The organism is Pantoea sp. JK, from assembly GCF_026130245.1.
GTDB lineage: Bacteria > Pseudomonadota > Gammaproteobacteria > Enterobacterales > Enterobacteriaceae > Pantoea > Pantoea trifolii.
In genome coordinates this window covers 808,182-829,319 of record NZ_JAINFN010000001.1, presented here as the reverse complement: position 1 = coordinate 829,319, position 21,138 = coordinate 808,182, and the positions used below count along the sequence as shown (strand labels likewise).

Annotated in this window: 17 protein-coding genes; 9 read left to right on the top strand and 8 right to left on the bottom strand. The window is 56.1% G+C overall.

Annotated features, from left to right (window positions below; translation table 11 throughout):
- The 3 genes from PanJK_RS03985 to PanJK_RS03975 all read left to right on the top strand — a co-directional run bounded on the left by PanJK_RS03985 (position 1) and on the right by PanJK_RS03975 (position 4,134).
- Positions 1–1,521, top strand: a complete 1,521-nt coding sequence (locus PanJK_RS03985) for an efflux transporter outer membrane subunit (RefSeq protein WP_265297210.1) — start codon at positions 1–3, stop codon at positions 1,519–1,521.
- 426 nt (positions 1,522–1,947) lie between these two features.
- Positions 1,948–2,349 (top strand): H-NS family nucleoid-associated regulatory protein, encoded by a 402-nt coding sequence (locus tag PanJK_RS03980; protein WP_008102525.1) that lies wholly within the window; start codon positions 1,948–1,950, stop codon positions 2,347–2,349.
- Positions 2,350–2,541: 192 nt separating this feature from the next.
- Positions 2,542–4,134 (top strand): ABC-F family ATPase, encoded by a 1,593-nt coding sequence (locus tag PanJK_RS03975; RefSeq protein ID WP_179451434.1) that lies wholly within the window; start codon positions 2,542–2,544, stop codon positions 4,132–4,134.
- Between the two features lie 312 nt (positions 4,135–4,446).
- On the opposite strand, the gene PanJK_RS03970 is transcribed toward PanJK_RS03975, so the two are convergent.
- Genes PanJK_RS03970 through PanJK_RS03955 form a run of 4 tightly spaced genes read right to left on the bottom strand, consistent with a single transcriptional unit; the run spans position 4,447 to position 8,823 of the window.
- Positions 4,447–5,889, bottom strand: coding sequence for an NAD-dependent succinate-semialdehyde dehydrogenase (locus tag PanJK_RS03970; protein WP_265297207.1), 1,443 nt, complete (start codon positions 5,887–5,889; stop codon positions 4,447–4,449).
- Positions 5,886–6,932, bottom strand: a complete 1,047-nt coding sequence (locus PanJK_RS03965; protein WP_154153143.1) for an aldo/keto reductase — start codon at positions 6,930–6,932, stop codon at positions 5,886–5,888. Before PanJK_RS03965 ends, PanJK_RS03970 begins: the two co-directional genes overlap by 4 nt.
- 13 nt (positions 6,933–6,945) lie before the next feature.
- Positions 6,946–7,446 (bottom strand): formaldehyde-activating enzyme, encoded by a 501-nt coding sequence (gene fae, locus PanJK_RS03960; RefSeq protein WP_256698385.1) that lies wholly within the window; start codon positions 7,444–7,446, stop codon positions 6,946–6,948.
- A 12-nt stretch (positions 7,447–7,458) separates the two neighbouring features.
- Positions 7,459–8,823 (bottom strand): MFS transporter, encoded by a 1,365-nt coding sequence (locus tag PanJK_RS03955; RefSeq protein ID WP_265297206.1) that lies wholly within the window; start codon positions 8,821–8,823, stop codon positions 7,459–7,461.
- A gap of 222 nt (positions 8,824–9,045) precedes the next feature.
- On the opposite strand from PanJK_RS03955, the gene PanJK_RS03950 reads away from it, so the two are divergent.
- Positions 9,046–9,963: a LysR substrate-binding domain-containing protein gene (locus PanJK_RS03950; protein ID WP_265297205.1), complete on the top strand. Its 918-nt coding sequence runs from the start codon at positions 9,046–9,048 to the stop codon at positions 9,961–9,963.
- Between the two features lie 18 nt (positions 9,964–9,981).
- Positions 9,982–10,557 (top strand): glycerol-3-phosphate responsive antiterminator, encoded by a 576-nt coding sequence (locus PanJK_RS03945; RefSeq protein ID WP_256696040.1) that lies wholly within the window; start codon positions 9,982–9,984, stop codon positions 10,555–10,557.
- Positions 10,558–10,581: 24 nt separating this feature from the next.
- Here the strand turns inward: PanJK_RS03945 and PanJK_RS03940 are convergent, their stop codons facing one another.
- Positions 10,582–12,018: an FGGY-family carbohydrate kinase gene (locus tag PanJK_RS03940; protein ID WP_265297204.1), complete on the bottom strand. Its 1,437-nt coding sequence runs from the start codon at positions 12,016–12,018 to the stop codon at positions 10,582–10,584.
- Position 12,019: 1 nt separating this feature from the next.
- Entirely contained in the window at positions 12,020–13,291 is a 1,272-nt protein-coding gene (locus tag PanJK_RS03935) for an MFS transporter (RefSeq protein ID WP_265297203.1), read from the bottom strand.
- 393 nt (positions 13,292–13,684) lie between these two features.
- On the opposite strand from PanJK_RS03935, the gene PanJK_RS03930 reads away from it, so the two are divergent.
- A complete protein-coding gene (locus PanJK_RS03930; RefSeq protein ID WP_265297447.1) occupies positions 13,685–14,470 on the top strand; it encodes an SDR family oxidoreductase in 786 nt (261 codons plus the stop codon).
- A 27-nt stretch (positions 14,471–14,497) separates the two neighbouring features.
- Entirely contained in the window at positions 14,498–15,949 is a 1,452-nt protein-coding gene (locus PanJK_RS03925) for an FAD-binding oxidoreductase (protein WP_265297202.1), read from the top strand.
- Positions 15,950–16,016: 67 nt separating this feature from the next.
- On the opposite strand, the gene moeB is transcribed toward PanJK_RS03925, so the two are convergent.
- Positions 16,017–16,769, bottom strand: coding sequence for a molybdopterin-synthase adenylyltransferase MoeB (gene moeB / locus PanJK_RS03920; RefSeq protein ID WP_265297201.1), 753 nt, complete (start codon positions 16,767–16,769; stop codon positions 16,017–16,019).
- Positions 16,769–18,004, bottom strand: coding sequence for a molybdopterin molybdotransferase MoeA (gene moeA / locus PanJK_RS03915; protein WP_265297200.1), 1,236 nt, complete (start codon positions 18,002–18,004; stop codon positions 16,769–16,771). Before moeA ends, moeB begins: the two co-directional genes overlap by 1 nt.
- A 289-nt stretch (positions 18,005–18,293) precedes the next feature.
- On the opposite strand from moeA, the gene PanJK_RS03910 reads away from it, so the two are divergent.
- Both PanJK_RS03910 and gsiA read left to right on the top strand, forming a co-directional pair.
- Entirely contained in the window at positions 18,294–19,259 is a 966-nt protein-coding gene (locus tag PanJK_RS03910; protein WP_265297199.1) for an isoaspartyl peptidase/L-asparaginase family protein, read from the top strand.
- A 9-nt stretch (positions 19,260–19,268) separates the two neighbouring features.
- Complete coding sequence (gsiA, locus tag PanJK_RS03905) at positions 19,269–21,125, top strand: glutathione ABC transporter ATP-binding protein GsiA (protein ID WP_265297198.1); 1,857 nt, start codon at positions 19,269–19,271, stop codon at positions 21,123–21,125.
- Positions 21,126–21,138 lie beyond the last annotated feature (13 nt).

Here is a 21,138-nt window from a genome sequence, read left to right as displayed (position 1 = left end):
ATGAAAATGATTTCACGATCTCAGCCGTCACTGACGTTGCTGGCGCTATCACTGTTGCTGGCCGGATGCGCGGTAGGACCGGATTATCAGCCGCCGCAGGCGCACACGCCGGGCGGTTACCACGATTTGCCTTCACAGCAAGCATCTAAGCCGCTGGCGGCGGCGACCAATCCGCTGTGGTGGAAAAGCTTTAACGATCCCCAACTTGATAGCCTGATTGAGCGCGCCATTGCCGGCAACTTAACGCTGCAACAATCGGTACTGCGTATTGCCGGTGCGCGCGAGCAGCTGGCGCAGGCACGCGGTGGCTTATTCCCGTCGCTTAACGGCTCGGCAAAAGTCACACGCCAGCAATTGGGTTTAATGGGTTTGCTGAAATCCAACGGCGTTTATGACCAGGTTGATAGCGATGTCGCCAGCCAGCTTAACGGCTTAGATCATTCCGTTACGTTGTATCAGGGCAGCTTTGACGCCAGCTGGGAACTGGATCTGTGGGGCAAAGTGCGCCGCCAAATGGAAGCCGCAGATGCGCAGCAGCAGGCGGCTATCGAGCAGCGCAACGATGCGTTGGTGTCGCTGGAAGCTGAAGTCGCGCGTGCCTATCTGCAACTGCGCGGTTCGCAGGCGGTGCTGGCGACCTTGCAACAGCAGATTGAGGTGGCGCAGCAAACCTGGGAGCTGACCAAAAGCCAGCAGCAAAATGGCCTAGCGCCCACCACCGATGTGGAAAACGCCCGCGCGCAGTTGGCCTCACTGAATGCGCAGATGCCGCAATATCAGGCGCAGCAGCAGCAGGCGATGAACGGTTTGGCGGTGCTGTTGGGTAAAACGCCGGGCGCGCTGGATAATGAACTGATGAACATCAAGCCGCTGCCCGATTTGCCGAAATTGGTGCCGGTGGGCATTCCGTCCACGCTGGCGCGGCGACGTCCGGATATTCGTCAAGCTGAAGCCACGCTGCATGCGGAAACCGCGAACATTGGCGTATCGATTGCTGACCTGTTCCCCAGCTTGTCGCTCACCGGGCAACTGGGTGTACGAAATACCGATGCCAGCTATCTGGATGACTGGAGCAGCCACTTCTTTAGTGTTGGGCCGTCGCTATCGATTCCTATATTTCAAGGTGGCCGTTTAGTTTCCAGCGTGAAACTGGCGCGCGCGCAGCAAGCCAGCGCGGCGCTTGATTATCGGCAAACGGTATTAACCGCGCTGCAGGATGTGGAGAATGCGCTGGTGAGTTATCGCGCCGATCAGCAGCAGGTTATTGCACTGGATGAAACCACCGGCGCACTGCAACGCGCATTTGATTTAGCCAGCGACAGTTATCGTCAGGGTATTTCTACGTTCCTCGATGTATTAGATGCGCAGCGACAACTGGCACAAGCCAAAGCACAATCGACGCAGGCGCGCATGCAAAGTGCGCTCGATTTAGTGGCGTTATATAAAGCGCTGGGTGGTGGCTGGGAAGCTTATCAAAATGTCAACCTGCCGGACTATTCTGTGTTTGGTCCCGCGACATAAGTGCATTAATTTCACTTAGTAGCCGGTTAACCGCCGGCTTTTTTATCGGTACGATATGAAAAAAATGAGATACTTCTCTCATCCCCCATCAATATATTACGCCACATTGAAAATAGGTTTTTCGTTACACCATTAATCCTTGCTTACCTTTGTGCTCACTAATGCTGCAACGCGCAATAGCCGCTAAATGATTGTTTATTACCTGAGAATATTGGTCTGAAATCGATTCCAGTTCCGCCATAAGGAACAACTCTGGTTGTTAATTCAGGGTTAATTAAAGCAACCCTTGCCGTTTTAAAACGCAATGTAAGAATTAGGTAAGCAAGTTCAGATTAATCCGGGCAATAAAATTAATTTATTTTTTTATTTGAATTAGGTAATCTTGCCACTACAGTTTATTTAAACCCCTTAAGCAAGGACATTGTGATGAGTGACGCATTTAAAGTTCTGAACAACATTCGCACATTACGTGCGCAGGCTCGTGAACTGCCATTGACCGATCTGGAAGAAATTCTGGAGAAATTAACTGTTGTTGTGACTGAACGTCGTGACGAAGTAAACGCTGAAGAAGCGCAGAACCGCGAAAAAGAAGAGAAGCTGTCTAAATATCGCGAAATGCTGCTGGCTGACGGTATTGACCCGAACGAATTACTGGGTGCTCTGGAAGTTGGTAAAAAGCGCGCTAAGCGTGCACCACGTCCAGCAAAATATTCTTACACCGATGAAAACGGCGAAGTAAAATCATGGACCGGTCAGGGCCGTACCCCAGCTGCGATTAAAAAAGCGCTGGATTCTGGTAAAAGCCTCGATACTTTCCTGATCAAATAATCCGCACAATCCTTGTAAGTGGGAGCCGGGGGCAAATGCCCCCGGCTTTTTTGTTATTTTTATTTCTGTATGAGCAACAACACCTTTAGCCCATAGCAACGTTTGCCTCTGGCGCAGAGGTGGCGTCCGGGTGCCCGCTTCTGGCATAATGCCCGCTGTTTTTTCCTCCACTGCGTAACAAAGGTCAATGCCGTGTTAGTTTCCAGCAATATCACCATGCAGTTCGGCAGTAAGCCGCTGTTCGAAAATATCTCCGTTAAATTTGGCGGCGGTAATCGTTACGGTTTAATCGGTGCGAACGGCAGCGGTAAATCTACCTTTATGAAAATACTGGGCGGCGACCTGGTGCCGACGGGTGGAAATGTTTCCCTCGACCCCAATGAGCGTATCGGTAAGTTACGTCAGGACCAATTCGCCTTTGAGCAATATAGTGTGCTGGACACCGTGATCATGGGCCACAATGAATTGTGGGCTGTGAAGCAAGAGCGTGACCGTATATATGCTTTACCGGAAATGAGCGAAGAGGAAGGCTATAAAGTCGCCGACCTTGAAGTCGAATACGGCGAGATGGACGGTTACAGTTCGGAATCACGTGCCGGTGAATTATTACTGGGCGTTGGCATTCCGGTGGAGCAGCACTACGGTCCGATGAGCGAAATTGCGCCGGGCTGGAAATTGCGTGTGCTTTTAGCGCAGGCATTATTTGCTAATCCGGATATTTTGTTGCTCGATGAACCGACCAACAACCTGGATATCGATACCATTCGTTGGTTGGAGCAAGTGCTCAACGAACGTAACAGCACCATGATCATCATTTCGCATGACCGTCACTTCCTGAATATGGTGTGTACGCATATGGCGGATCTGGATTACGGCGAACTGCGCGTTTATCCAGGTAATTATGACGAATATATGACCGCGGCTACTCAATCACGCGAACGTTTATTATCGGATAACGCCAAGAAGAAAGCGCAAATTGCCGATCTGCAATCGTTCGTCAGCCGTTTTAGCGCCAACGCCTCTAAATCACGTCAGGCGACTTCGCGTGCCAAGCAGATTGATAAAATTAAGCTGGAAGAAGTTAAAGCCTCCAGCCGTCAAAACCCGTTTATCCGTTTTGACCAGGATAAGAAACTGTTCCGTAATGCGCTGGAAGTTGAAGCGCTGACCAAAGGTTTTGATAACGGTCCGCTGTTTAATAAACTCAACCTGATGTTAGAAGTCGGCGAGAAATTGGCGATCCTCGGTGCCAACGGTATCGGTAAAACCACGCTGCTGAAAACGCTGATCGGTGAACATACGCCGGATAGCGGCACGGTGAAATGGTCCGAAAATGCGCGCATTGGTTATTACGGCCAGGATCACGCGGAAGACTTTGCTGAAGATCTAACGGTATTCGACTGGATGAGCCAGTGGAAGCAGGAAGGCGATGACGAACAAGCGGTGCGCAGTATTCTTGGCCGCCTGCTGTTTGGTCACGACGAGATCAACAAGCCAGCCAAAGTGCTGTCGGGTGGTGAGAAGGGCCGCATGCTGTTTGGCAAGCTGATGATGCAGAAGCCGAACATCCTGATCATGGATGAACCGACTAACCACCTTGATATGGAATCGATCGAGTCGCTCAACATGGCGCTGGAGATGTACGAAGGCACCCTGATTTTCGTCTCGCACGACCGTGAATTTGTCAGCTCGCTGGCTACCCGCGTGATGGAGATGAAAGCCGATCGTATTATCGACTTCACCGGAAACTATGAAGATTACCTGCGCAGCCAGGGGATTGTTTAAGGCTGGTGAGATTTCGGTGCTGATCAGGCGAAAATACCGGGTCGCTGCGTAAAGACGGCGTAAATACATCCCTGTAGCCTCGGCCGCCGCATCCCTGCGGCGGACGCTTTACTCCGGACCCGGCATTCACGCCTTTATGCCCGTCAGGTGCGGCATTTCAACAGCCGCACCTCTGCTTGATGGGTGAGGGAGTGACGCCCGAAGAGCAAAGCGTCCGAGCCATGGATGGCGAGGCCGATCAGCATGGATGCGGTTATCCTTTGCGATCGGGCGTCATTCCCTCAACCTTGCCCGAGAAAGCAGAAAATTCTGCTATACCCCAATCTGCCCAATATTGACATACTGCGTTTCCAGATATTCCTCCAACCCCACATCCGCACCTTCACGTCCCAAACCTGACGCCTTCACGCCGCCAAACGGTGCCACTTCGGTGGAAATAATCCCTTCGTTCACGCCCACCATGCCGCTTTCAAGCTGTGGCGTGACGCGCAGCGCGCGGGCTAAATCACGCGTCCACAGATAAGCCGCCAATCCATATGGCGTGGCGTTAGCGCGCGCGATCACCTCATCTTCAGTGGTGAAGCGGAAGCAGGCGGCTACCGGGCCGAACGTTTCCTCATGCGCCAGCAGCATCTGCTCATTGGCATCGGCGAGCACCGTGGGCTGATAGAAACTGCCACCCAGCGCATGACGCTCACCGCCGCACAGCAAACGTGCACCATGCTGCATCGCATCCTTAACATGGGTTTCAACTTTCTCCATGGCGCGCCGATGGATCAGCGGTCCTTGCTGCGCGCCTGGCGTCAAACCCGGTGCCACTTTCAATGCCCGCGCCGCATCGGCCAGTTTATTGACGAAACGATCGTAAACGCCGTCCTGCACGTAAAAGCGATTCACGCAAATACAGGTTTGCCCGCTGTTACGGTATTTTGCCGCCATTGCGCTTTCTACTGCTGCATCAATATCCGCATCGTCGAACACGATAAAGGGCGCGTTGCCGCCTAATTCCAGCGACAGCTTTTTCACCGAGCTGGCGGCATCGCGCATCAACAATTTCCCCACCGCCGTTGAACCGGTGAAGGAGATTTTGCGCACGCGATCGTCGTGCGTCAGCGTATGACCAATCTCCACGGTGGCGCCACTGACGGCATTCAACACGCCCGGCGGCACACCTGCTTGCTCCGCCAGCACCAGCAAGGCAAAAGCCGACAGCGGCGTTTCATTGGCGGGTTTGACGATGGCGGTACAACCTGCCGCCAGCGCGGGGCCCAGTTTGCGCGTCAACATTGCCAGCGGAAAATTCCACGGCGTGATGGCGGCAACCACACCCACCGGCTGTTTAAGGGTCAGTATCAGATTGCCCGTTTTGGTGGACGGAATGGTTTTGCCGTTGGCGCGCTTGCCTTCTTCGGCGAACCATTCAATAAAGCTGGCGGCGTACAGCACTTCGCCACGCGCTTCGGCCAGCACTTTACCCTGTTCCTGCACCACCAGTTGCGCCAACGCTTCCTGGTTTTCTACGATCAATTGATACCAGCGCTGTAAAATCACCGCGCGTGCTTTGGCGGTCAGGGCGCGCCAGGCGGGCAGCGCAGCAGTAGCCGCATCAATCGCACGGGTGGTTTCGGCTTCACCCACGTGAGCAACGTGCGCCACCACGCTATCATCGGCTGGATTATTCACCTCATAGGTGTGCTCGCTCTCCAGCCATTGTCCATTGCAGTACCAGCCGGTCCGTAGCAGTGAAGTTGTCATGCAATATTCCTCGCAGGTTGAATCTGATCGGCGAACACCGTGCGTGCCGCGCGACTATGGCGGGTAATGCGTTTGCCGGCGGTATAGTCGTTAATCACATCGCAGGGCGTGTAATTGCGTTCCAGCTCGAAACGCTCTTCGCTATCCAGCGGCGTATCCAATGCGGCAATGGCACTATCCAGCTGCGCTACGCTGTCGGCCCCGACCAGCATCGCATCCACGCCTGGATGGGACAGCACCCAGGCTTGCGCGATCTGCGCGCTGGAAAGTCCACGCGCCGCCGCCACGCGACCCACCGATTCGGCGATCTGCAATGAGGCTTCATCGCCATACATTTCGCGGGTAAAGAAGTCGGTTTGGTTACGCACCGACTGCACATCGCCGCTCAGCAACCCGCGCGCTAACGGACTGAACACCGAGACGCCCAAACCCTGATCGCGGCAGAACGGCAGCATTTCACGCTCCTCTTCGCGATAGGCGCAGTTAAGCTGCAACTGCATGTTGATAGGCTTAACGAAACCGTTGCGCTCGCAGCACCACAAAATTTTCGCCAGCTGCCAGCAATACATGGTGGAAACGCCGACATAGCGCGCTTTGCCGCTGCGCACGATGCTGTTCATCGTTTCCCACGTCTCTTCGATCGGCGTATTCACATCGAAATAGTGCAGCATATACATATCGACATAATCGGTGCCGAGGCGACGCAAACTGCCGTCGATGCTGTCGAGGATGTGCTTACGCGAATGGCCCTGATTATTGTGCCCGCCGCCAAGCGGATAACCGACTTTGGTGGTCAGCACCAGTTCGTCGCGTTGTGCCACGCGCTTCAGCACGCGGCCCACCACCTCTTCACCGGCTCCGCTGGAGTAGAAATCAGCCAGATCGATAAAGTTAATGCCGTTCTCCAGCGCGTGACGAATGATCGGCTCACTCTGCGCTTCATCAAAAATCCACGGTTTCCAGCTCTTGCTGCCCATGTTCATGGTGCCGAGACAAAGACGGGATACGCGTAAACCGCTGTGGCCGAGATTGATGTATTCCATGCTGCAACTCCTGTTACTTCGGGGTATAGAACGGATTGCCCAACTGCGGCAGCGCCTGCTGCAACTGCTGGCGCCCCGGTAATTTTTCCATTGCCGCCTCAATGGCCACCGTGCAGGCGCGATAGTTATTGGCGAACACCTCATCCAAATCAGTACAGCCTGGATTCACCCAGTTGGCCGTGACGATGCACCACTCATCTTCGGCTTCGGCGGGCAGCGTACCTTTCAGCAGCGCCTCGGTGACCGCTTTGGCAATCGCCGCCTGCGAAGCGCCCCAGGTGGCGTTGCCGTGCAGTTCGCCATCAATTGCGGCTTTATTTACATACAAGGTCATGGGTTTGGCCGGCACATTGGGTTTAATCACCACCATAAATGGACAGTGCCCTTGCGACGGTGTCGCCAGGCTGGTGGAGAACGCCTGTCCCACCACGCCGTCACGCGGTCCAATCATGATATTGATGTGCGAGGCATTTACGCCGTCGCCTGCAAAACCTTCACCGATATACATTTCCATCATTGCCTCCCGTTACAGCTGTTGCGTTGAAGTTGAAGCGTGCGGGCTGAGCGACTTGTCAGCCGGCGGTGTGTCTTGTGACGCGTCGGTTAGCGTCAATCCTTTGGTTTCTGGTGCCCAGGCGATGGAAACCAACGCGCCCAGCACCAGAATCGCGGCCAGTAACGCCATGGTGCCGCCGATGCCGTAATTCACGATCGCCGGCGGCAGCAACAGCGTGCCGACCGCCGATCCAAGGCGGCTCATTGAGGTGGCGAAACCCACGCCGCGTGAGCGCACATCGGTTGGGAAACTTTCGGCGGGGAACACGCCAACCAGGTTGCTCACTGCCGACATCACCAGGGTGAAAGCCGCGAACAGCACAATTAGCCAGACGCCCGCGCTGTTGTGCAGCAGACTCAGCAGCAACAAGCAGGCGGCGAGGAAGATGAACGAGCCAATCAGGAAGCCGCGACGTGAACACATGGCGGTAAGCACAATGCCCAACACCGCGCCGACCAATAACAGGCCGCTCAACAGCAAATCGGTAGCGAAGCCCTGATCCAAACCCATCTGACGCAGAATCGCCGGCAGGAAGGTGTAGATGGCGAAGTACGGGATCACCAGACAGACAAAGAACAAGCAGTTAAAGGCGGTGCGGCGGCGATAGCGCGGGCTGAACAGCGCGCTCAGGCCACCATCGGGCGCGTGCTGGCGCTCTTCAGGCAAGGTCACATTCGGGCCAAACAGACGCGCGACAATCGCCAGCGCTTCTTCCCTTCGCCCACGTCGCAGCAGCCAGCGGGGCGATTCCGGCGTGCCGATGCGCAGTAGCAGAATCGCCAGCGCCGGTAACGCCGAAGAGGCAAGCAGCCAGCGCCAGCCGTCGGCATGCGCGTTGAGCGCCAGATGTCCGGCAAAACTCGCCGCCACATAACCAACCGTCCACAACACGCTGAAGGCGCCAAGTAGCACGCCGCGATGCTTACGCGGCGCGAATTCCGCCAGAATGGTGTGACCGACCGCGAAGTCGCCGCCAAGGCCGAAGCCAATCAGCACGCGCAGCAGGAACAACTGCTCCGCCGACTGCGCAAAGAACTGCATGCCGGAGGCGAGGGTGATGAGAATAAAGCTGAAGCAGAAGATCTTCTGGCGGCCAACGGAATCGGCGATCCAGCCAAGAATCAAGCTGCCAAGAAACAGGCCGATTAAGGCGGAGCTGCCGATCATGCCCTGCCAGAACGGCGACAGGTTCATCTGCGGCGTCATTTGCGTCAGCGCGAAGCCAACAGAACCGAGGATATAGCCGTCGGTAAGGTGCGCGCCGAAGGTCAAACCGGTGATTTTGAGGTGAAAGCGATTTAAGGGTACATCATCCATCAGCGTTGTTTGATTCATGTTCCTTCCTTCTGGGTTGGAGAGATGATTGTTATTTTATTGTTATCTGGATGCGAAATTACTGTGGCATTTGAACGGGGTGCAGGCGAGTGCGAAAAAGTCATACCCCTATTCCGCAATTTCCTGTGATTGCTCTCATAAAATTGGCGTTTGATTCTCCCTGGCTGAAAGGGCTGTGGTTACATTGGCGCAACATTTCACCCATGTCTGCCGGAGGCAGAGATGAGAAAGTTACCTTCTCTCAATATGTTGCGGCTGTTCGAAGAGACCTGTCGCACCCTGAGCTTTAGCAAAGCCGCCGATGCGCTGTTCATGACGCAGAGCGCCGCCAGTCGACAGATGCGTCAGCTGGAAACCTTCCTCGGCAAAGATCTGTTCGTGCGTAGCCATAGCGGTTTACTGCTTACACCAGAAGCGATCCAGCTGCTGCCGGTGGTACGGCAGTCGCTGGATTTGCTGGAAGAGGGCGTGCGCGGCGTACAGCAGCACAACCCGCGCCAGCACCTGCGTTTGCAGGTTGCGCCTACTTTTGCCACGCGCTGGTTAGCGCCACGGCTGGTCACGCTGCGTCAACAGCATCGCCATCTGCAAATCATGCTGATCAGTGAAGCGCGCCAGAAATACAGCGACTTTGACTGCGCTATCCGCTTTGGATCGCAGGAAGAGGCGCAGGTGGCGGGTGGAGAAGGGGAATGGCTGTGTCATGAAACCCTGGTGCTGGTGGCCAGTCCGCTGCTGATGCTGGATGGGGCCTGGCCGGATATCAATTTGATGCCGCAGTTGCACATTCTCAATGGCGACAGCCGGCTGGATAACTGGGCGCGCTGGTGTCAGGCTTGCGGTGAAGCCCCGGTGCTGGAAGATAACGGGCTGGCCTTCAGTACTCAGGATCAGGTGATTAACGCCTGCGTAACGGGCGCGGGTTATGCGGTGCTGGATCGTGCGATGGTGCGTAATGAACTGAACAACGGCGTGCTGGTGCAGGTATCGCCACAGATGCTCGCCAGCGCAAACGGTTATTGGCTGGAAGTGCCGGGCGGCAAACAGACGCTGCCGCGTGTTACCGTATTTCGCGATTGGCTGTTGACGGAGATGCAGCGTTTTAACGCTGCCGCGCCGATTGCCACGATGACGCTTTAATGAAAAAGGGGGTGTGCAGTGGATTTAGTTGAGTTGTTAAAGAACGCGCCGGTGGTGGCGGCGGTGAAAGATGCGCAAAGTCTGCAGCAGGCGCTGGATTCACCTTGTCAGGTGGTATCGGTGCTCTACGGCAACATTTGCAACATCGGGCGTATCGTTGGACAGATCAAACAAGCCGGAAAAATGGCCTTCGTCCATGTCGATCTGCTGGAAGGCAGCTCGCGTCAGGAAGTGGTGATTCAGTTTCTGAAAATCGTCACCCAGGCGGATGGCATCATCAGCACTAAACCGGCGATGCTGAAAGCCGCGCGCCAGCACGGATTCTGGGCGATTCACCGGCTCTTCGTGCTCGACTCCATCTCCTTCAACAACATTGAGAAGCAAGTGGCGCAGTCAGCGCCGGATATTGTTGAAATCCTGCCTGGCTGTATGCCGAAAGTGCTGGGCTGGATCACCGAACGCATCAGCCAGCCGATCATTGCCGGCGGGCTGGTGTGCGATGAAGAGGATGCACGTCTGGCGCTGGCAGCTGGCGCGCTGGCGGTGTCCACGACCAATGCCAGCGTGTGGCCATTGGCTGCCGGTATTTCGTAGGGTGCGCATTCATGCGCACCGGTTTTATCCGAGGTTGCTTAACCGCTGTAGCAGTGGATCCAGCGCAGCATGCAACTGCTGATAAACATGCTGGTTCAGTTGCTGATAGTGCGCATGATGTGCGGCGTTGGGCATGAAGGTCTCGCCTGGCTGCACCAGCGCTGTCACCGCATCGGCGTACTGTTGCCACACGCCAACTGCCATGCCCGCGCTGATGGCACAGCCGATCGCCGCTGAACTGCGCATGGCATTACGTCGTGCGGGTACGCCAAAGATGTCGGCAAACAGTTGCATAAACAGATCGCTATTGGCACCGCCACCCGAAATCACCAGCTGCGCCAGCGGGCGTTCCAGCGCCAGCATCATCGGATCCAGATGATTCTTCATCGTGAACACGATGCCCTCCAGCAGCGAGCGGAACAGATGCGCGCGCGTATGGCGGCCATCGAATCCGATGATTGCCCCTTTGCGCCACGGTGCGTGCGCCGGTGCCGCCCAATCGTGTAGTGTGATCAACCCGTCGCTGCCTGCGGGCACGCGGCTGGCTTCGGCACTTAGCAAGCTCTCAATGTCGATGCCGCGATCCTGCGCATCCTGGACCGCGGCGGCGCCAAACTGATCGCGGAACCAGCTGATGGTCCACATGCCGCGCCGCACGCCCATGCATTCGTAGAGAAAACGTTGTGGCAGCGCGGCCTGAAACGGCCAGAAGTGATCGCTACTGCGCGGGGTTTCATCGCCGTGCACCATCGCACCGATATACGTGCCGAGTGAGATCAGCGCTTCATTATCGGCTAACGCACCCGCGCCCAAGGCTTCCACCGCTTTATCATGCGCGGTTGCCACAATCGGCAGGCCTTGCGGCAGGCCGCTGGCTTTGGCGCCGGCAGACGTTACCTGACCGAGTACGTCGCCCGGCCGCACCACATGAAACAGCTGTTCGCGGCGCAGATTGCAGGCTGGCATCTGCAGGTTATCCCAATCCTGGCGCACATCATCCATCGGCCAGCAGCCGATATAATTGGCGCTGGTATCGCGCGTTTCGCCGGTAAGACGATGGGTGATATAGCCGGATGTGGTGGTGATCCAGCGCACGTCGCCATAAGCCGTTTCGTGCTGATAAGGCTGATTGAGACGCACATCCATCCAGTTGATCACCGGCCAGGCCAGTTCACCGTCAGCGCGCATTAGCACACGGCAGCAGCGGATCACGCACAACCCGGCGGCCAGCAGCTGATGCGGTTGCCCGCCCAGCTGGTGAAAACGCAGCATTGCCGCGCGACAGGCTTGTTGCACCGATGTCCAGAGATCGTCTTCAGGATGTTCAGCACGGTTTGGCTGCGGAATAGCCAGCGCGCGCAGTGGTTGTTGGGCACTGCACAGCAACTTGCCATCCGTTTGGAAGATCACCACTTTGGCACTTTGCGTGCCCACATCGATGCCCATCAAATAGCCAGACATATCAGACTCCTTTTGCCAGCGCTGTCGCAGCCGCGACGCGCTTGATTTGTCCCATTAATAATGCGGTAAACACCAGCACCACCACGCTGGCCGAGGCGCCCATCATCCACATATTGCGATAGGCGAGAGCGGGCGGCAGTGTATCCTGCCAGTGGCCAATGATCGGGTAGACGAAGACATCCGGCAGAAAACCAATCACCGAACAGATGCCGATGGTGGTGCCCAGAATTTGTTTTGGCGTGTTCACTTCGCCGATGCAGGCAAAGTAGAGCCCGCGCGAGGCATAGCAGGTAAAGGCCATCAACAGAATCAGGCCAATCGCCAGCACTAAACTCACCGGCTGCCGGGTAACCAGCCACAGCAGAATCAGCGTGGTGAAACTCACGAATGCGAATACCTGTATCACGCGCGTTGGCGAGCGCCAGCGGCTGTAGCTGGTGAGCATACCGCCCATTGGGCCACAAATGGCGCGAAACACTTTGTTGATGATGATGCCCATATAGCTGGCGGCGACCAGCGACATGCCGTAAATCTCTGAGAGATAGTTGGTGGAGTAGCTGAGAATAGCGTAAAGCGTATAGACGCCGAAGATGATCATGCTGCAATACCACGTGGTGGGCATTTTCAGCACGCGCAGCGCATGTTGCAGGCTGAAGGCAGATTGTGCCTCGTCGCCGCTCTGGGCAAAGCCATCGCTGACCAGAAACCAGCAGGCGATCCCCAGGGCAATATAGGTGCCGCTGTAAATCAGGATCACCGCTTTAAGACTGTTAGGATCGTCCGGATGAAAGCGTGAAAACACCCACACGGTAAACAGCGCGAGGCCCATCACGCCGACACCGCGCAGGCCTTCCATCCAGCCCATGATTTTGCCTTGCTCCTCACGTGTGCCGAGCAGCGATGCCGCTTTGATTGACACGGCCCACAGCAGCAATATTGTGGTGATGGCAAAGGCAACCTGAATCAGCAACATCGCCCACAGCGGCGGATAAGTTGCCATAATCATGCCCAATAAGCCGGTGGCGATCATCGCGCCGGACATCACTTTGCGGTGCGAGAATTTGTCAGAAATGATGCCGCCCGGCGCGTAAAGCAGAATCGCTGTAATACCGAAGGTGCTCATAATGACGCCAATTTCGGTATTGGAAAAACCCATAAATTTCGCCATGGGAATTTGATAGATATAGCGTAAATAGGCGAGATCGAAACTAATGCCCCCGCTGATGCTTATTACCGCCAGGGTTAGCCAGCGCGTGGTATTTTTAGCGTGCATCTCAAATCCCCAAAATTAGAAACAAAAAAAAGAGAAAAGCGTCCTCTCCGCAATTGCGGAAAGTTACTTTTCTCTTCGTCTCAGACAGTAACGGACGCCATTTTTAACACGCAGCTAAGAGTTTGCGTTGTGAAGAAAATCACAAAAGCCAGTTTCACTGCGCTCTCGGTTTTATCCTATGTATTTTGTGCGCAGTAAATTATAAGGCGTGATTAGCGCGTACTTTTGTTGCAATAACTTTTGTGATTACGATCGCTTTTTATTTTTAAATCGCCATGCTAGCGTAATTGGCAGTTACTCGAGATTAGGAGAAAAGTAACTTCTTCGCTTCACCGCGAAGGAGCTTGCTTTTCTCCTTTTTTATTGCCCGTTATTTAGCCAGGAGGTGAAATGATGACGACGGAAGCGCTGGAGAGTTTTTCTCTCGACTTCTTTGGGTTGCATGGAAAAAGCGCCATTGTCACCGGCGGCAACAGCGGTCTCGGCCAGGCCTTTGCCGTGGCGTTAGCCAAAGCGGGTGCCAACGTGTTTATTCCGGATCTGGCGCCAGCCAATGCCGAAACGCGCCAACTGATTGAAAGTTTTGGCGTTCGGGCGGAGTTCATGCAAGCCGATATCACGCAGGCGGGTGAACCGGCACGCATTATTGCCGAATGTCTGGAACGCTTTGGCCGGCTGGATATTCTGGTGAATAACGCCGGGATCTGTAAGTTAAATTCGGTGCTGGAATTTGATCGTCAGGATTGGGATCCGATGATTCAGGTGAATCTCACCGCAGCATTTGAAATGAGTCATCAGGCGGCAAAAATAATGGTGCCGCAGAAGTCGGGCAAGATAATTAATATTTGCTCGCTCTTCTCCTGGCTAGGAGGACAAGGATCGCCCGCCTATGCCGCCACCAAACATGCGATTGCCGGTTTAACCAAAGCGTATTGTGACGAGTTAGGCCAACACAATATTCAGGTCAACGGCATTGCGCCGGGTTATTACGCGACGCCGATTACGTTAAATACCCGCAGTAATCCCGAAACCAATCAACGCGTGCTGGATCATATTCCCGCTAATCGCTGGGGAAATACGCAGGATTTAATGGGCGCGATGGTCTATTTAGCCAGCCGCGCATCAGATTACGTTAACGGTCATTTGTTGGTCGTCGATGGCGGATATCTTGTCCGTTAACTCTTTATTACTCGTCGAGGAAAAATTATGACACTTTCACGCGAAGCTATTGTTGAACAATTAAAAGAGATCGCCGGTCCGCAGCAGGTGATTACCGATGAAGCAGAATTAAAACGCAGCAGCCACGATCGGTTCCGTAAATATGCCGATATTCACGGCGTGTACACCATGCCTATCCCAGCAGCGGTGGTGAAATTACAACACACCCAGCAGGTTTCCGAGGTGCTGGCCTTTATGAATCGCCACCAAATTAACGGCGTGCCGCGCACCGGCGCATCGGCCACCGAAGGCGGGCTGGAAACCGCAGCGCCGAATTCAGTGGTGCTGGATGGATCCGGCATGAATAAGGTCATTAAGATCGATATCGAGAACATGCAGGTTACCGCGCAGTGTGGCGTAACGCTGGAAGTGCTGGAAAATCAGCTGCGCGCGCAGGGGTACACCACCGGCCATTCACCGCAGTCGAAGCCTTTAGCGCAGATGGGCGGCTTGGTCGCCACGCGCAGTATTGGGCAATTCTCCACGCTTTATGGCGCCATCGAAGATATGGTGGTGGGCCTGGAAGCGGTGTTCCCGAACGGTGACATCACCCGCATCAAAAACGTACCACGCCGTGCGGCTGGCCCCGATATCCGTCATGTGATTATTGGCAACGAAGGTGCGCTCTGTTACATCACCGAAGTCACGGTGAAAATGTTTAAATATCAGCCAGAAAATAACCGTTTTTATGGCTATCTGCTTGATTCGATGAAAACCGGTTTCGCCATCCTGCGTGAAGTGATGGTTGATGGTTATCGTCCGTCGATTGCGCGTCTCTACGATCCTGAGGATGCTAATCAACACTTCAGTCACTTTTCGAAAGATAAATGCGTACTGATTTTCATGGCGGAAGGGACGCGCGGGATCAGCGAAGCCACCGGCAACGGTATCGAGGCAATTGTGGCGCAGCATCGTGAGTGTCAGCCGGTTGACAGCAAGCTGATCCAAAGCTGGTTCGAAAACCTTAATTGGGGACCGGAGAAAGTGCAGGCCGAACGCGACTTTATTATGCGCACCGGCAACATGGGGTTCACCACTGAAGTGTCAGGCGACTGGTCCACCATTAATGCCATCTACGAAAACGTGCTGAAGCGCATTCGCAACGAATTCCCGCATGCGCAGGACATCACCATGCTCGGCGGGCACTCGTCGCACAGCTACATCAACGGCACCAATATGTATTTCGTTTATGACTACAACGTGGTGGATTGCCGCCCGGAAGAGGAGATGGCGAAATACCATGTACCGCTTAACGGTATGATTGTGGAAGAGACGCTGAAGCTGGGTGGTTCGATGGTGCATCACCACGGCATTGGTAAGCATCGCGTGCAGTGGGCGAAACAGGAGCACGGCAGCGCCTGGCCGATTTTGCAGGCGCTGAAGACCGCGTTTGATCCGAAGGGGATTATGAATAAAGGCACCATTTTCCCGCAGGAATAAGGTTTGGCATCGTTTTGACAAGGTCGCCATGAATGGCGACCCTACGTGGCGCGCAGGGATGCGCGCGTTATTCACCACACACTTCGCAGTGCGCGTCCTGCTCCACCTTCATGCTGCGGAATTCTGCGCTCATCGCGTCGTACATCAATAAGCGCGCGCTAGCGGGTTGACCGAAAGCCGTCAGCACTTTTAAGGTTTCCATCGCCTGCATCGCGCCAACCACGCCAACCAGCGGTGCCATCACGCCCGCTTCGACGCAACTTAACACCTGATCGCCAAACAAACGGCTGATGCAGCGATAACAGGGTTCGCCGGGCTGCCAGGTGAAGACGCAGAGCTGGCCTTCCATGCGGATCGCCGCGCCGGAGATCAGCGGCACCTTGTGCTGAAAACACAGGCGATTGATCTGCTCGCGGGTATCGACGTTATCGGTGCAATCCACCACCGCGTCGTGACGCGCAATTAACGCGCTGAGCTGCGCGTCGTCCAGCTGAGCATCAATTGGCTCCAGCTGACAATGCGGATTAATTGCGGCTAACTGCTGGTGCGCAGAGGCGACTTTTGCCATGCCAATCTTCGCATCGCTGTGCAGGATCTGACGCTGCAGATTGCTCAGGCTAACGGTATCGAAATCGAGCAAGGTGAGATGTCCCACGCCCGCTGATGCCAGATAAGGCGCCGCCGCACAGCCGAGACCGCCGAGCCCGATCACCAACACGCGTGATGCCTTCAGTTTCTCCTGGCCATCAAAATCAAAACCGCGCAGTACGATCTGGCGGTTATAGCGCAGCATCTCTTCATCGCTCAACTCAACGCTCATTAGCCCTCCAGCAGCGTATTAAAGGCTTCGATCTCCACCCATTCGCCGGGTTCGACATCGCCGCGATCGCGCTCAAGCACCACAAAGCAGTTGGCCAGCGCAAACGAACTGAACACATGCGAACCTTGTGCACCGGTGCTGCGCACTTCCAGCACGCCGTCATCGCCACGGCTAACAATTGCACGCTGGAAGTCGAGACGACCCGGCGATTTCTTCAAACGCTGGGTGGCGCGTGCGCGTTGGCGCAGCGGCATGATGGGCGTGGTTTGGCCGGTTAAGGTGGCCAGCAGCGGCTGAACTAATTGATAGAAAGTGACAGCCGCAGAAACCGGATTGCCCGGTAAACCGCAGAACCAGCTGTTTGCCAGACGACCAAAGGCAAAAGGTTTGCCGGGTTTGATCGCCAGTTTCCAGAAGGTGATGGCGCCGAGCTCTGCCAGCATCGCACGGGTGAAGTCGGCTTCGCCAACCGACACGCCGCCGGTGCTGATCACCACATCGGCCTGACGATCGGCTTCGGTAAAGGCGGTACGCAGCGCCGCCTGATCGTCGGCAATGACGCCAAGATCGATCACTTCGCAGCCCAGCTTGTTGAGCATTAACGCCACGGTAAAGCGGTTGGTGTCGTAAATCTGACCTTCCGCCAGCGGCTGACCGACCGCTTGCAACTCATCGCCGGTGGAGAAAATTGCCACGCGCAGTTTGCGCAGCACGCTCACTTCAGCAATGCCCAGCGACGCCAGCAGCGGCAGTTCGGCCGCGCCGAGACGCACACCGGCGTCCAGCACCTGTTTGCCCGCCTGAATGTCTTCGCCGATGCGACGAATGTTCTGCGCGGCCTGCACCGGCGCGGTAATCACAATGCCGCCGTCGCGCTGCTCCGTTTGCTCCTGCATCACCACGGCATCACAACCGGCGGGAATCGGCGCGCCGGTCATGATGCGGATCACGCTGCCCGCTGGCCATTCGCCGTTAAACGGCGCACCAGCAAAGGCTTTACCGGCCACCGGCAACACGCGATCGGGCGCGATATCGGCCAGACGCAGCGCATAGCCGTCCATCGCCGAGTTATCAAACGAGGGCACATCAAGCGGTGAAAGAATCGGTTTCGCGGTGATACGTCCGGCGGCTTCAAACAGCGAGACGTTGAGCGAATCGCTGATCGGCGTCAGCTGTTGCAGCATCTTTTGCTGCGCGTCTTCGAGGGAGGTTAATCCTGCGGTAAAAGGTTCCATGTCCAATTCTGCCTGGTTAATTTCAGATGCGGTCTATTATGGGTAATGCGTGGCCGTTAAGCGAGAGTTGGTGGTCAGGAAGGGGAATTTGTAGGGTCGCCATTTAGGGTGATCAGGAAAACCTCTCACAACCAAAAAAGCATAATCCACAATAAAAGGTTATGACCGCGCAGGCAGTTTCTGCTTTACAAGATGAGGGGGCCTTTCTATAGTCGAAAATTGCCAAAAAAAGATGAAAACCATTCTAAATCAGTGTTTTTGGTTCTGATTCCTTCACAGGGTACCGGTTATGGCTAAAGCAGTTATCGCAATTCACGGCGGTGCGGGCGCGATTACGCGTGCGGCAATGAGCGCCGAAAAAGAGCAGCACTATCGTCAGCAACTCAGCGCAATCGTTACCGCAGGCCAGCAAATTCTGGCCGCCGGCGGCAGTGCGCTGGATGCCGTTACCGAAGCCGTGCGCCTGCTGGAAGAGTGTCCGCTGTTTAACGCAGGCAAGGGCGCGGTGTTCACCCATCAGGGCACGCATGAACTCGATGCCAGCATGATGGATGGCCGCACGCTGGACGTCGGCGCGGTCGCGGGCGTCAGCCACATCCGCAATCCGATTCTTGCAGCGCGTAAAGTGCTGGAAAACAGTCCGCACGTACTGTTCATCGGTGCGGGCGCAGAAGCCTTTGCCGCAGAGCAGGGTTTAGCGCCGGTCGAGGCCGATTTCTTCTCCACGCCGGAGCGCTGGGAACAGCTGCAGCGCGCGCTGCACAGCCAGCAGATGGTGCTTGATCACGACGGTGAAGCAAATAGTCACAGCGACGATCCGCTGGACCCGGATCGCAAATTCGGCACCGTCGGTGCGGTGGCGCTCGATCTTCAGGGTAATCTGGCGGCCGCCACCTCAACCGGCGGCATGACCAACAAACAGGCCGGTCGCGTGGGCGATTCGCCGTTGGTCGGCGCGGGCTGCTACGCCAGCAACGACACAGTAGCGGTCTCCTGTACCGGCACCGGCGAAGTGTTTATCCGTACGCTCGCCGCCTATGACGTAGCGGCGCAGATGCATTACGCCGGACGCTCGCTGCAACAGGCCACCGCCAATGTCATTCATGACAAAGTGCAGGAGCTGGAGGGCAGCGGCGGGCTGATTGCCATTGACGCCGCAGGCAATGTGGCGCTGCCGTTTAACAGCGAAGGCATGTATCGCGGATTCGCCTATGTGGATGGTGACGTTGAGGTAGCGATTTACCGCGACAGCTAAGGAGCAGGCATGACGGACCAAAAGCTGCAGTTTGTGCCGGAGCAGGTTCTGGCGGTGCGCGATCTTAACGTGCGCTTTGAGCATGAAGGTCGCATTACCGAAGCGGTGCGCAACCTGTCGCTCGACCTGCATCGCGGTGAAACCCTGGCGCTGGTGGGCGAATCGGGCTCGGGAAAATCTGTCACCTCGTTGGCGCTGATGCGCTTGATTCAGCAGGCCGGTGGTGAAGTGAGCGGCGAAATCGAGCTGCGTCGTCGCAATGGCGAGGTGCTGGATGTGATGCGCGCGTCGAACGGTCAGATGCGCAAAGTGCGCGGCGCCGATATGGCGATGATCTTTCAGGAGCCGATGACCTCACTCAATCCGGTGTTCACCGTCGGCGAGCAGATTGCGGAATCCATCCGTCTGCATCAGGGCAAAAGTCATCAGCAGGCGCTGGCGGAAGCGCGGCGTATGCTCGATCTGGTGCGCATTCCCGAAGCGCAAAACGTGTTATCACGTTATCCGCATCAACTCTCCGGCGGCATGCGCCAGCGCGTGATGATTGCCATGGCGCTGTCGTGCAAACCGGCGCTGCTGATTGCCGATGAACCCACCACCGCACTCGACGTCACCATTCAGGCGCAGATTCTGCAGCTAATCCGCGTGCTGCAAAAAGAGATGCAGATGGGGGTGATTTTTATCACCCACGATATGGGCGTGGTGGCGGAGATGGCCGATCGCGTGCAGGTGATGTATCGCGGTGATGTGGTGGAACGCGCGCCGGTGCAGCAGCTGTTTGCTGAACCGCAGCAGCCTTATACCCGCGCGTTACTGGCGGCGGTGCCCAAACTGGGGGCGATGCACGGCCAGCCGCTACCGGCCAAATTTCCGTTACTGCACAGCAACGGCCGCGAAGAGCAGGCCGTGCCGCAGGACACGGTGCGCCACGATCGACCGCCGATTTTGCAGGTGCGCGATTTAGTCACGCGCTTTGATATTCGCGGCGGCTTGCTCAATCGCGTCAAGCGCCGCGTGCACGCGGTGGAGAAAGTCAGTTTCGATCTCCATGCCGGTGAAACGCTGGCGCTGGTGGGAGAATCCGGCTGCGGAAAATCCACCACCGGACGTTCGCTGCTGCGGCTGGTGGCCAGCCAGGGTGGCACCATCACCTTTGACGGCCAACGCATCGATGCGCTGCAGGGCAATGCGCTGGCGTCACTGCGCCGCGATATCCAGTTTATTTTCCAGGATCCTTACGCCTCGCTCGACCCGCGTTTGACCGTCGGTTTCTCGATCATGGAACCGCTGCTGGTGCATAAAACGCTGGATCGCCGTCAGGCGGAGAAACGCGTTGCCTGGCTGCTGGAGCGCGTCGGTTTGCTACCGGAACATGCGCAGCGCTATCCGCACGAATTTTCCGGCGGCCAGCGCCAGCGTATCTGCATTGCGCGCGCGCTGGCGCTCAATCCCAAAGTGGTGATCGCCGATGAATCGGTGTCGGCGCTGGACGTGTCGATTCAGGCGCAGATCATCAACCTGATGCTCGATTTGCAGCGTGAATTTGGTATCGCCTTCTTATTTATCTCGCACGATATGGCGGTGGTGGAACGCATCAGCCATCGCGTGGCGGTGATGTATCTCGGACAGATTGTGGAGATGGGGCCGCGCCAGGCGGTATTTGAGCAGCCGCGCCATCCGTACACTAAAAAACTGATGGCCGCTGTGCCGGTGGCCGATCCGGCGCATCGGCATCGTGAGCGGGCGCTGATGGTGGATGAGATCCCCAGCCCGATTCGCCCGCTGGGCGATGAGCCGGAAGTGGCGCCTTTACTGGAAGTGGCACCGGGCCATTTTGTCGCCCGGCACGCAATTAGCGGCGCCTGAGCAGCAAACAACC